The organism is Leptothoe sp. PORK10 BA2 (assembly GCF_034932105.1).
GTDB lineage: Bacteria > Cyanobacteriota > Cyanobacteriia > Phormidesmidales > Phormidesmidaceae > Leptothoe.
The window spans coordinates 1-13646 of sequence record NZ_JAYGIG010000166.1 but is presented as its reverse complement, the minus strand read 5'-3'; the positions used below and the strand labels follow the sequence as shown (position 1 = coordinate 13646).

At 44.5% G+C, this 13646-nt stretch carries 6 protein-coding genes and 1 pseudogene; 6 read left to right on the top strand and 1 reads right to left on the bottom strand.

Annotated features, from left to right (window positions below):
- Positions 1 to 242: 242 nt before the first annotated feature.
- Complete coding sequence (locus VB741_RS25015) at positions 243 to 734, bottom strand: hypothetical protein (RefSeq protein ID WP_323367948.1); 492 nt, start codon at positions 732 to 734, stop codon at positions 243 to 245.
- A gap of 414 nt (positions 735 to 1148) precedes the next feature.
- Between VB741_RS25015 and VB741_RS25010 the strand changes: the two genes are divergently transcribed.
- The 6 genes and pseudogenes from VB741_RS25010 to VB741_RS24985 all read left to right on the top strand — a co-directional run.
- A complete protein-coding gene (locus VB741_RS25010) occupies positions 1149 to 2705 on the top strand; it encodes an IS5 family transposase (protein WP_323367949.1) in 1557 nt (518 codons plus the stop codon).
- 439 nt (positions 2706 to 3144) lie between these two features.
- Positions 3145 to 6177 (top strand): response regulator, encoded by a 3033-nt coding sequence (locus VB741_RS25005; RefSeq protein ID WP_323367947.1) that lies wholly within the window; start codon positions 3145 to 3147, stop codon positions 6175 to 6177.
- A gap of 85 nt (positions 6178 to 6262) precedes the next feature.
- The gene (locus VB741_RS25000; protein ID WP_323367946.1) at positions 6263 to 9310 is read left to right on the top strand and encodes a GAF domain-containing protein; all 3048 of its coding nucleotides are present in this window, start codon (positions 6263 to 6265) and stop codon (positions 9308 to 9310) included.
- Positions 9311 to 9970: 660 nt separating this feature from the next.
- Complete coding sequence (locus VB741_RS24995) at positions 9971 to 12364, top strand: glycosyltransferase family 2 protein (protein ID WP_323367945.1); 2394 nt, start codon at positions 9971 to 9973, stop codon at positions 12362 to 12364.
- A gap of 165 nt (positions 12365 to 12529) precedes the next feature.
- Positions 12530 to 12853 carry an STAS domain-containing protein gene (locus VB741_RS24990; RefSeq protein ID WP_323367944.1) on the top strand — a complete coding sequence of 108 codons (324 nt, stop codon included), beginning with the start codon at positions 12530 to 12532 and terminating at the stop codon, positions 12851 to 12853.
- A gap of 365 nt (positions 12854 to 13218) precedes the next feature.
- Positions 13219 to 13515 (top strand): annotated as a pseudogene (locus VB741_RS24985) (transposase); the annotation flags it as partial.
- Positions 13516 to 13646: the final 131 nt, after the last annotated feature.

Genomic DNA, 13646 nt, shown 5'->3' with positions numbered 1-13646 from the left:
GTCCCTGCTGTGAAGTTAGGAATTTTGGAGGCAGGGATATCTTGGTCGCAGTTATTTTCTATTCGATATGCTGTCTAGCCCACTGAAGCCAAGTGTTTCAAGGCACCCAGTCGACGGAACCAGTGCCCGGTTGACGTGCTCCCTCTTTAACTTCACCCAATACTTCAGGCACTTGTCCGTATCAGTTGTTACATTTTTGAATTCGGAATTGCTGGATTTAGTGGATAAGGTCGAACTTGAACCTAGAAAGTATGGTTATGTTCGTAGTCAATGCATTTACCATCTTTCCACTCACGAAAACTTGTTTCACATTGATCTTGATTATATTTGAATGGTACTACAGTGGGGTGGATGATATTTGAGGACTCATCCAAGTTAGATGCAGAATTCTGCTTAGATATAGCAAGCATTCGTTGACTATAGGCTAAGCAAGAAATTACTGCACAACCAAGAAGTGAGGCGAGGATAAGTATAGCTCTGGGCAGTAGTTGAAAATCTCTATCGGCAAGTAATCGCTTACGTGAACGACGTTCTTTTCCTGCAAAAAAAACTAAATATATTCCTTGGCCTGGAAAGGGGATTGACCAACGGATGTTAATAGTATGATTTGCCTTAGGTAAAGATATAGCAGAGTGATGGAGAGCTTTAATCTGATGCTCACTGAATGAATAGCGTTCCTCCGGTGGTAATTGCTCTAAAATGCGCTGTATTAGCGCATGTTTTTGGATTGTCATTTAAGTGCTTTCGATGATTAACAAATGAAATTTGATGATTAAAAGTATTCATTGATAGATAAAATCCCCTGATGCTCGGAAAAATTTATAGCTGCGACTATACAGAAACTAGAAGAATAATAGATTCACTAACCTGAGCTTATTCATTGGTTCACTAGATAGGGTAGTCTGTTTGAATGGATATTAGGCTGAGAAAAAATGACTAGATCCACAACGAATTGCTTACATGATTCCCCTTGGATTTTGTTTAACTGCTAGGTGGTTTCTCTAACTGCTAGGTGATTTCTCTAACTAAATAGGGCTTGCTGAAAAAATAACTACGTCAGCATAACAAGGGTTACAGGCTGTTACGACTTGAATCGGTGCAAAGGAAATTGGCTAAACTGCACAAAACCCTTGCACTTAATCAGGGACATGTACCGACAATCATCACCGGGTCAACTATCGTTCGAGAAGTTCTATCTGCCGTTTGGGGGCAAATTATCGAGCGAAAACCGTTGGGTAAAACTAGCGGAGATGATTCCATGGGATGAGTTTGAGTCGGTATATGCGCAGCAGTTCAGCGAGGATGTGGGAGCCCCCGCAAAGAGATTTCGGATGGCCCTGGGTGCGTTGATTATCAAAGAACGCCTGGGCATCAGCGACCGTGAGACGGTCGAACAAATACGAGAGAACCCGTATCTGCAATATTTTCTAGGATTGTATGAGTATGGTGATGCCGCGCCGTTTGATGCGTCGATGTTGGTGCATTTCCGCCAACGGATTGGGATTGACCTAGTCTTGCAAGTCAACGAATCCGTCGTCGCAGCCGGCATGGAGCCAGACACCGTAGCCACACGGACAGACCCAGACCCAGGTCAGGAGTCCCCCTCAGATGAGGAGGATTCAGATCCACCCGATACCCCACCCATCGGGAATCGCGGAAAACTGATCGCGGATGCGAGTTGTGCGCCTGCGGATATTCGCTATCCGACGGATCTTGATTTACTCAACGAGGCCAGAGAGCATAGTGAACGTCTGATAGATGAGCTATATCAACAAGTGGCAGGCTGTATGGAGCAAAAGCCACGGACCTATCGCAACAAGGCGCGAAAAGCCTATCTAACCCTTGCTAAAAAGCGTAAAAAGCCCCATAAACTGATTCGTAAAGGGATCCGACAACACCTCAACTTTTTACGTCGTAATCTAGCCCACATCGATAGGCTAATCACAGCAGGAGCCTCCTTAGCGGCCCTGAATCCCCGTGAGTATCGGACGCTGTTGGTCATTCATGAGGTGTATCGCCAACAGCAGCACATGTACGACCCAAAGAGCCGTCGGATTGATGAGCGCATTGTGAGTATTTCGCAACCCCATGTTCGTCCTATTGTGCGAGGCAAAGCCGGAACCCCGGTTGAGTTTGGGGCCAAGATCGCCATTAGTTGTGTGGCGGGATTTGTATTTCTCGACCACCTGAGTTGGGATAACTTCAATGAATCGGTCGATTTGATTGACCAGATAGAGCGGTTTCGCGCTCGCACAGGCCATTATCCAGAGTCGGTGCATGTCGACCAGATTTACCGAACACGGCCTAACTTGGACTGGTGTAAACAACACGGCATTCGTCTGAGTGGCCCACCATTAGGCCGACCGTCTCTCGATGAAACACACCAGACCCAACTGCGACAACAGGCCCGAGAGGATGAACGCATTCGCGTTGAAGTTGAGGGCAAGTTCGGTCAAGCCAAACGGCGATTTGGTCTCGGGCGGGTCATGGCCAAACTGGCCCAAACCGCCGAAACCATGATTGCTATAACTTTTCTGGTGATGAATTTGGAGAAACGGCTACGCCGTTTTATTTTTTGGCTGGTGTGCTTCTGGGTACACCTGGAACACTCGGCTATCCAGCCCTGGTTGCAAGAGACACATCACACCTGGAAGCACATCGCTAATGCATTAATCAAATGCGACAACGTGCGTTTGGCAGATTGAGGCCATGGATTCTAGCCTGATTGATTTTTTCAGCAAACCCTAAATAAAGTCCCCCAAAGCCTTGCCCTGAATATTGTTTTTTGTGCTGTCCTCTATCAGAATTTTGTCGAAATTCAACATATTTTCTGCGAGAGAATTGCCTGCGTGATTTTGCTGAGTTATGTCCGGGCATGTGCTTGCCGTGTGGAATTGTGTTGGCTATGCAGGCAGGGGTGAACTGTTCTTTTAAAGCAGGGAAGTATTATTCCCTTTGTCAGACCTTGAATAACAAAAATAATATCCGAGAAATTACTTATTTTGCGAGGGCTTTCGAGAAATCGGGCAATAAATCCTTATTAATTCTGATGTCATCAGAATTAATCTGTATGAAAATCAGGTAAGTCATTTTCTCTACTTACAGCACAATTGAAATTTATTCAAAGAACTTGTCAATAATCTCATGGTCCAAAATAGAACACTAAATCGGCAGTTTACGCTTTTTTTTACTGTCGTTTTTATTGGGGGGATTGCCATTAGCGGCATTGCACTTTCGAATGCAATGCAGCAATTAGCTAAGGTAGAGATTAAAGCGCGAGCAGAGATGATGATTCAAACCATGAATTCTGTGCGCGCCTATACTAGCGATAGTATTAAACCTCAACTAGCTGAGCAGTTAGCTCAATCTAGATCATTTATCAGAGAAACTGTGCCAGCTTATGGCGCTAGAGAAGTCTTTGAGCATTTTCGAGAATCACCTGAATATAGTAATTTCTTATATAAAGAGGCCACATTAAATCCATCCAATCCTAGGGACCTAGCTGATGATTTTGAAACTGACCTAGTTAATACATTTCGCAAGGATAATGCGCCTACCGAACTGAGTGGATATCGCCAACAGGACGGTACCAACCTCTTTTATATTGCACGTCCTTTAAAGATTGAGAAAGAGAGCTGTTTAGAGTGTCATGGTCGTGTGGAAGATGCTCCTCGGAGCATGATAGAGACCTATGGGCGTTTACAGGGATACAACTGGAAGCTCAATGAAGTAGTGGCCGCCCAAACTATTTATGTTCCAGCAGATACGGTATTGCAGCACGGTCACCAGTATCTGAAGCTGGTAATGGCTATCGTCATTGGGATCATGGCTACCGTCATATTCTTGATGAATCGGTTGCTAAAGCAGAAGGTTGTACAACCGCTGAAAAAACTTACCCATTTAGCCAAACAAGTACGTAATAATCAGTCGCCTAATCTAGACGATTGGCAGCAAAAATTTACTAGTCTAAATCCTATTGCTAAACAGCAAGACGAGCCTGGAGAATTGGCGCGAGCATTTCAGCATATGGCCTATGAAGTCGCCACCCGCGAACAGTCTCTGACAGAAGCAAAGGAGAGAGCTGAAGAAGCGGCTCATGCCAAAAGCGATTTTCTCGCAACGATGAGCCATGAGATTCGTACCCCGATGAATGGGGTTATTGGGATGACAGGCCTCTTGCTAGATACTGAGTTGAGTGAGCAACAAACGAGCTTTGTTGCCACTATTCGCAACAGTGGAGATACGCTGTTGCGTATTATCAATGATATTCTTGATTTTTCTAAAATTGAGTCTGGCAAGCTTGAGTTGGAAGAATGTCCATTTAACCTCAGGGTTTGTATTGAAGAATGTTTGGACTTAATCGTTCCAAAGGCATCAGAGAAGCATTTGGAATTGGCCTATCAATTGGCTGCTGATGTTCCTGTTAATTTGTTGGGCGACGTAACACGATTACGCCAAATTTTAGTTAATTTATTGGGAAATGCGGTTAAATTTACCCATGAGGGAGAAGTTATTGTCCGGGTTACAACTGAATCTCTTTCTAATGTAGATACCACTGAGGATAAGGGCCCGCATGTTATTCGATTTTGTGTCAGTGATACGGGAATAGGTATCCCAGAGAATCGGGTCAAACTTCTGTTTAATGCGTTTCAACAGGTTGATTCATCCACTACGCGTAAATATGGAGGTACTGGTTTAGGTCTTGCTATTAGTAAACGGCTCTGTCAAGCAATGGGCGGAGATATCTGGGTGGAAAGCGAGCTGAATAAGGGGTCAAACTTTTTCTTTACTGTGAGGACTCAGTCCGTTGTTGGCGAAGATGCTGGTTTGCCGACCGAGGTTCTAAATAGCAAGCGATTACTCATTGTGGATGATAACGATACTAATCGAGATATCCTGACCCATCAGGCGAAACAATGGCAGATGGAAGTATTTACAGCCCGTTCTGCCTATGAAGCTCTGGGATTAATTGAAGAAATGGAGAGTCCTTTTGATGTTGCTGTTTTAGATATGCAAATGCCTGGAATGGATGGATTGACCTTGGCTAAGAAATTACAGCATCAGCATGCTAACTTACCGCTGATCATGCTCACATCTATTCGTACGGGTGGCCTAAAGGAACAGGCGACGAAGGCGGGGATCATGGCTTTTTTGAATAAGCCATGCCGTCAAAATGATCTCTGTAATGCTTTGGTCTACAGTGTTACTGGCAAAGTCAAAGTGCAAGCGCCTGTTGTGGAGGAAAAGAAAGTAGATCCGGCAATGGCCCAGCGATTTCCCCTCAAAATCTTGGTTGCGGAAGATAATTTGGTGAATCAACAGCTTGCTAAGCAATGGTTGGCCAAATTGGGATACCGTCCGGATTTGGTGAGTAATGGCTTAGAAGTGCTCGATTGTCTGAAGCGGCAGACCTATGATGTGATTTTGATGGATATTCAAATGCCTGAAATGGATGGTTTAACTGCCACAAAATCCATTCGTACATCATGGGCAGAGGAAGATCATCCCTATATTATTGCGATGACGGCCAATGCCATGACCGGTGATCGGGAAAAATATCTGGCGGCTGGGATGGATGGTTATGTTAGTAAGCCTATGCATATTGAGGAATTGGTGGTAGCGCTGCGGGCATGTGCTGAAAAGCGTGGAGTTGTAGGGACGGTAGCAGAATCTATTGACCAAGAGCCAATACCTGTTGTAGAAGCTGTCGTGCCACCAGCTGATTTAGTAGCGTCTGGCCCCAGACCTAGTGATGTCATAGTGTTGAATAGCAACGGCACATCTGGAACGACTGGGGTGCAAGAGATTACTCCTACACGAGATACGCTGGAGCATGCAACAACTGTGTTAGATTCTGCACAGTTGATACAGGGGTTATATCCCCTGGGTGGTATAGAAAATAGAATTGCTTACCAAGGATTTCAGATGCTGGCGGAACAAACTTTGGAACGTAGTCTGGCCGAATTGTCCATGTGCGATCGCGCCGAAGTCCATACTATTCTCGATAGTCTGAGGGCTTTTAGCCAAGCCTGGGGCTTACTAGAAATTGCAACTATTTGCGAGCATATTCAAAACTCGGCTTCAGTAACTCAAATATCTGCGGTGATCAATGACTTAACTCAGGCTCGTAAAAACCTACGTATTGCTCTCAATCGATTGGACGCATCACAGAACTAAGTCAATTTGAAAAAGCGATTTATTCTCCATCAGCAACGGCCATTGCCACTGCCACGTTTCAATATAGAGTCAATTCACTTCCGCCATGGTTGCTATTACCCAAAGTTTTGAAGCGTTTGAGCAGCAGTATAAAACCCTCTTTGACCACTCCAATGACGGTATTATTCTGCATGACCCCATGGGGCAAATTTTAGATATTAATCTTAAGGCCCTCAATCTTTTTGGTTATTCCCAAGCAGAAGCTACTCAGTTAACGGTTCAGCAACTACATCCGCAGGCAGTGCTGCAAGCTTGTAAAGCTGCTTTTCAGACTGTAATGGAAAAGGGTGAGACCTCGTTTGAAACTTTGTTTTGTCGTCGTGATGGCACCCAGTTTCCTGCTGAGGTATCGGCCCAACGCCTACAAATTGACGGTCAGCCTTTCATTCAGGGAATTATTCGTGATATCACGGAACGCAAAACGGCTGAAAGTGTCCTACAGCAGCAGCTTAAGAAAGAGAGGCTGATTAGTGAGATCGCGGCCAAGGTGCATGAGTCCTTAGATCTGCACGCTTGCCTCCAAACCACGGTTAATGAAGTTCAAACGTTTTTGGACACCGACCGGGTTGTCATTTATCAATTCAATCCAGACTGGAGTGGTTTTGTTCCGGTTGAGGCCGTTAACGAGCACTGTGATTCAGTATTGCAGCAAACAATTCATGACCCTTGTTTTGGTGAGGGCTATCTTGATCTGTATCAGCGAGGCCGTATTGGCCAGGTTGACGATATTTATGAGGCCAACTATAAATCTTGTCATATAAAATTTTTAGAGGAGCTACAGGTCCGGGCTATTCTCTGTGTTCCGATTTTGCGCAGTCAGAAACTGTGGGGACTGATGATTGCGCACCATTGTCGAGGACCCCGGCATTGGACGGAGTTGGAAGCTGATTTGTTGGGCCAATTGGCAACTCAAGTTGCGATCGCAACGCAACAGGCCGAAATCTACCATCAGATGCAAGCTGAGCTGATGCAGCGTCAGCAAGTTGAATCGGCACTGCGTCAAAGTGAGGTAGCGACGCGTTCTCTGTATGAAATCATTGCTACCCCAGCCGCGACATTTTGCGAAACCCTTGAACGATTATTGCACCTAGGGTGTCAGCAATTTGATTTAGACCTGGGGATTCTGAGCAAGACGGTAGATACTACCAGCACCATTGTTGCGTCGTATTCTGAAAGTGGAATTTCCCTCAAAGGGATGCAATTTCCTTTATCACAAACCTATTGCCAAGAAACCCTGCAGAGTGAAACCCAGATTCCCTTCTCAATTTTATCGGCTAGCCAATCCTTCTGGAAAGACCATCCTGGCTACACCAAATTTAAAGTGGAAACCTATCTAGGGATGCCTGTTTGGGTGGCCGGCAGCCCCTATGGCACCCTGTATTTTAGTAGTCAAACATCTCGCGGAGCAGAGTTTTCCAATGGTGAAATCGAATTTTTGCGATTAATCACCCAGTGGATTAGAGGAGCCTTAGAGCGTGAACAAGCGGCCCAAGAATTGGCCCGTACCCGTGATGATGTCCTAGCCGCTACTCGTGCCAAGAGTGAATTTTTGGCGACTATAAGCCATGAAATTCGTACACCGATGAACGCCATTATTGGCATGACTAGCGTGTTGCTAGATACTTCCCTAACGGCAGAACAACAGGGCTTTATCGAGACCATTCGTCAGGGTAGTGAGTCTCTTTTAAGTATTATCAACAATATTCTAGATTTCTCGAAGGTCGAATCTGGGCAACTAAAGCTAGAAGAACAACCGTTCGATCTACGGAATTGCATTTCAGACATTTGTGATTTTCTTACCCCTTCAGCTACCCAAAAACAGCTGTCCTTATCAATCCAGATTGCCGCTGATGTACCGCCGGTTATTGTTGGTGATGTTACCCATATACGGCAGATTTTAGTGAATTTAATTGGTAATGCGATTAAATTTACCAGTCATGGACATGTGTGTATGACGGTGACATCTGAATCGGTGCAAGATGCCTGTGAAATTCAGTTTGCAGTGCAAGATACAGGTATTGGTATTCCTGCAGAGAAACAGCAAGAATTATTCAAACCGTTTAGTCAATTAGATGGCTCAACCGCCCGTAAGTATGGAGGCACTGGCTTAGGGCTAGTCATTTGTCAGCAGTTGGTTCAGGTGATGAACGGTCGTATATGGTTTGAAAGTGAAGTGAATCAGGGCAGCACGTTTTACTTTACAGTAGCCGCTCAGCCTGTTGAACGAGAAATGAGTCGGGTTATAGAGCGATCATCCAATCACCTTTCTACAGCCATTGATCATCACTTAGCAGAACGCCTGCCACTGCGCATTTTATTGGCAGAAGATAATCACGTTAACCAGAATCTGGCCATACAGCTGCTGGGACGTATGGGGTATCGAATTGATGTCGCTGGTAATGGGTTAGAAGTTCTAAAAGCTTTAGAACGTCAGGACTATGATGTGATTCTGATGGATATACAGATGCCTGAAATGGATGGCATTATGGCAACTCAAAAAATTCACGAAATCTGGGATGATAACTCACCCCGTATCATTGCAATGACTGCAAATGCGATGGCCGGAGATCGTGAGAACTTTTTAGAGGCAGGAATGGATGACTACATTAGCAAGCCTATCCATATCGGGGAGCTAGTCAATGTTTTGGAGACCTCTTTTAGTGAGGTGACCAAGACTGCTGCCATGATTGAAAAGAATGTGTCTGATGAAGTGGGCCCAGACGCAACTAATGCGGTGGATGATGCTGTTGAGCAACCTATTTATTTAGATAAAGGGATTCTCGAACAGACGTTGGCTCCTTTGGGCGGATTGACACCTGAAAATCTTAAGCCTTTTCTGGATGTTTATGTTTCTGAAAGTCCAGAGCTATTGAAAACTCTAAAACTAGCGATGGATAATCAGGATGTTGAACAAGTGCAGTATGCCTCTCATACCTTAAAGTCAAGCAGTGCAGCCTTGGGTTTAGTCGCTGTGCAAAAGCTGTGTCAAACCATCGAGAATGAAAGTCGTGTCGGTAATATTACTTTAGAGAATGATGTTTCAAAGCTGGAGATTGCCCTTAATGAAGGGATGAGGCTTTTGCAACTGCTATAAACATTCATTGGCAGCAGTCATCGTTTTCTGTGCCTCAAAGAATTCGTAGTGTTAAAAATACGAAAAATTTCTTCAAAATATCAGCCACACTCCTTCATTGTTTGTATTGTGCAGATGGTAGTCTGCTAAAGATTTGAGCTTCGATACGATGAACGATATGACACATGGTCGATTCCGATATCTCTTGTCTGTGGCGATGTGGAAATAAGGGCGGTACTCCTGCCAGTATTCTAGGGCTACCAAAATCTGATCTGCTATCGATAGCTTGGGCGGACGCCCTGGGTGGGACAATTCAGGGATTTGGGCTTTAACCCCTTTGACCATACGATTGAAGATGGCGCGTTGGACACCAAATCGGCGCTTAAACTTTTGGCCACTAAGGGTTTAGGTTGCTTCGTAGTTCATTGACCTGACATGGAAACAGTGAACTAACACCTGCTAGGTACCATGAAATCTATTATGTAAGAGATCTAATGTTGATCCATTCTCATGGGTGGGCAGACTTGAATTATTGCCATAGATATGTGGCATAAGGTTCTTCCATCAGCACTGGTAGAAACGTTCACGCCAGTTGTATTGCTTTTCAATGGAAACGACTCGATTACTCCATTGACGTACGTAGAAACATAAGAGTCACCTACATAACTATTTTTATCGGTAATGAGTAGCTTTATTGGTCAACTCGACCAGAAACCACTAATGAGTAACATTCAGGTACGGTTACGCGATCGCACTTTACTTTTTCGTTATTTGGTTTTGGTGAATCTCATTGTTGGAGCCTGGTATCTACAATGGCGCTTTACCCAGTCTCTTAATATGGAGGCACTATGGTTTTCAGTTCCGCTCTTATTGGCTGAAGCCTATATGTTTACGGGAGGTGTGTTGTTTTTAGTTGGGCTATGGCGTCCTCTTGAACGTCATGTAAAAAGCCTTAGTCAACTGACGCCAACATTACCAACCACAGACTATCCAACGGTTGATATTTTTATTACGTGCTACAGCGAACCTATTGAGCTCGTCAGAGAAACAGCACAGGCAGCGTTAGCAATGGATTATCCTGCCAGTAAGCTACGGGTTTTCATCCTAGATGATGGCAATTCGTCAGATATGCGAGCTATGGCAGAGCAGCTTTGTATACAAGATTTGCAATCACCAGCATTACAACGTGCAGCAGCAGAAATAGAGGCTGAACGCTACTATCTTAGCAGTCGTCTAGAACAAGTACGCTATTTAAAGCAAGACTTAGATCAAATTGAAGAGAGTCTGAGCCGTCAGAAAATTCAACTGAAAACAGATTTCAGTGAATTGGGGCCACTTATGGACTGGTTTACTAGCATTAAACAATCCATGATTCCTGACAAGGACTGGTTTGCAGCTCAGACGCTACTAGGTGAAGGGTTTGATAATGTTGTCAGCCATGCCCATAAACATTTACCGATAGATACACCGATTGACTTAGAACTTGTTCTTCTAAATTCAGCAATTATTATACGAATTTGGGATCAAGGCGCACCGTTTGACTTTGAAAAACATTTACAACAGCTGCCTGATGAAGTTGATCGCAATGCCGAACGCGGTCGCGGTATTAGTATTTTGACGCAGCTTGCTGATCACCTTGCCTATGTTCGAGAACCCAATGGACGTAATTGTTTGACGATGATCAAACAATTTATTCCGCAGGATTCAGTAGACGACTATCACTATTGGCAAAGTCAGGGACAATTGCAAAGTGCGCGGCAACTACTGTTACTCACTCAGTCAGAATATACCAACATTCAATCAACCTTTGATTCCGAAGTCCGTACGTTAGAGGCACAAATTGATAAAAAGACTTATGTGCTAAGTGATTTAGCTCGCTGTCGTTATATGGCCAGACATAAGCCTAAAGATCGTCCTCACCATGCTAAAGCCGGTAATATTAACCACGCAATCTTCTGTGGAGAGACTCAAGGGGACTTTATTGTCACCTTAGATGCTGACCATATCCCTAAACCTCAATTTTTACAGCGAGTTTTACCCAACTTCTTTCGCTTTAGCTTAGACCGTGGTCGCTATGAACTAAATAAAGTCGCATTTGTCCAAACACCCCAAGCCTTTTACAATCTTCCAAAAGGTGATCCCTTTGGCCACGATGCCCATTTTTTCTACGGTCCCATTCAGCAGGGCAAAGATGGTATGAATGCTGCTTTTTACACGGGGACCAATGCGATCTTGCGTCGAGAAGCATTAGTGAGCATGGGCTTACAGCATTTTGCTGATGATTTTATGGCTGATGAAAGTCGTTTAGACGAATTTGATCTCATTGGTGGTGTTTCTAGTATCAGTATTACCGAAGATATGAATACAGCTATGCGTCTGCATTCAGCTGGTTGGAAATCTGTTTACCACCATGAAATTTTGGCTGAGGGGCTTGCTCCAGATGATCTAAGTTCAACGTTGACTCAAAAACTTCGCTGGGCCCAGGGCACCATTCAAGTACTGGTGCGGGATAATCCATTATTCAAATCGGGTCTAACATTCTGGCAACGGCTCCAGTACTTCCAGACCATGTACAGTTACTTTGCAGGGTTTTTTGTAACAGTATTTTTGTTCTGCCCAATCATCTCTTTCTTTACTGAGCTCAGCCCTGTCAGCAGTTATGGAGGTGCATTTGTCCTCCACTTTTTGCCAACATACATCATTAATCGTCTAAACCTTGTTGCCGCCGGATGGGGGGTTCCAACTCGAGAGCTATGGAGGAATGAACAATATACTATTGCCCTGTTTCCACTTCAAATTCAAGCGGTTTGGAGTGTGTTAACAGGCAAAGAAGTATCCTTTAAGGTCACTCCAAAGCAAAGACAATCTGGAGTATTTTGGGGGCTTGTACGCATACAGTTGATCGTGTTTGGTCTTACTATTGCAGGCATGCTTTGGGGATTGGCTCAGTTGATCCTGGGGAATTGGCAAGATCCCTTGACATATTTTGTTAATGTTGGCTGGAGTTGTTATCATTTGGCATTGCTCTGGGTTGTGATTCGAGCCGCTTATTGGCAACCAGAGACACCCTCTTAGTGGCGCTATCTGGTCTGTTTAAGATACTGATCTTTGCAGCATAGTTGTTCAAAGCTTCCCATCGGGTATTCTTTACATATAACTGCAAGTGCATCCTGCCATCGACAACACAAAAACAATTCTTGTAACTGTCAACCAATCACTCGAATAATTTAGGATTTTCTCATGACGACTAATCTAAAAACACTTGAGCCCTCTGGCATTCTAGATGGTGTTACAACCAATGAACTCAAATTGCAAGTCTCAGAGTTACTCCATCAAGACATAGATATTTTCTTGCTAGATATGCAACAGGTTACCTTTATGAATAGCACTGGCATTGGTGCGATGGTGACCATGTTAAAACTGGTTCGTGCTAAAGATAAACAGATTTATCTGTGTGGACTGACCGAGCAGGTGAGAATGATTTTTGAACTCACAAAAATGGATCGCGTCTTCAAGACATTTGTTGATCAGCAAGAATTTGAGTCCAAGATTTTGGCAGCTTAAAGTCTGTGGGGCTACTTTCTAGTCTTGTTTAATCATTCTATTGGTCACGGTTGTTATACGGCTACTAACTCTAGAAGCATGTCCTCGGGCGTAATTAGGGTTTGCTGAAAAACTCAATAAAAGTCTCAGCGGTTATCCGGTAGCCCAGAGGTGGTCAGTATTGCCTTTCTGCGGGTCGAGAGTTTTCAGCCAATCATCGCTTAACGTTACTGCAAAGGAGCACCCATCTGGCTGATAGCCCCGTAAGTAGGGCCTGCTGAAAAAATAACTACGTCAGCATAACAAGGGTTACAGGCTGTTACGACTTGAATCGGTGCAAAGGAAATTGGCTAAACTGCACAAAACCCTTGCACTTAATCAGGGACATGTACCGACAATCATCACCGGGTCAACGATCGTTCGAGAAGTTCTATCTGCCGTTTGGGGGCAAATTATCGAGCGAAAACCGCTGGGTAAAACTAGCGGAGATGATTCCATGGGATGACGTTGAGTCGGTGTATGCGCAGCAGTTCAGCGAGGATGTGGGAGCCCCCGCAAAGAGATTTCGGATGGCCCTGGGTGCGTTGATTATCAAAGAACGCCTAGGCATCAGCGACCGTGAGACAGTCGAACAAATACGAGAGAACCCGTATCTGCAATATTTTCTAGGATTGTATGAGTATGGTGGTAAAGATTCAGGGGGTGCTGTCGATTGTTTGAATTAGCGACGGTCTAGGCAACCCTTTACGAGAAGCTATCAGTGCTTGAGCGAGGAAATCAAGAGGAGAGCGCTGTTGAGCCTTCAAGGTTGTCA

Coding starts and splice junctions, on each gene's coding strand:
- VB741_RS24990 (WP_323367944.1), top strand. CDS start 12,530: ATGACGACTAATCTAAAAACACTTGAGCCCTCTGGCATTCTAGATGGT.
- VB741_RS25015 (WP_323367948.1), bottom strand. CDS start 734: ATGACAATCCAAAAACATGCGCTAATACAGCGCATTTTAGAGCAATTA.
- VB741_RS25010 (WP_323367949.1), top strand. CDS start 1,149: ATGTACCGACAATCATCACCGGGTCAACTATCGTTCGAGAAGTTCTAT.
- VB741_RS25005 (WP_323367947.1), top strand. CDS start 3,145: ATGGTCCAAAATAGAACACTAAATCGGCAGTTTACGCTTTTTTTTACT.
- VB741_RS25000 (WP_323367946.1), top strand. CDS start 6,263: ATGGTTGCTATTACCCAAAGTTTTGAAGCGTTTGAGCAGCAGTATAAA.
- VB741_RS24995 (WP_323367945.1), top strand. CDS start 9,971: ATGAGTAGCTTTATTGGTCAACTCGACCAGAAACCACTAATGAGTAAC.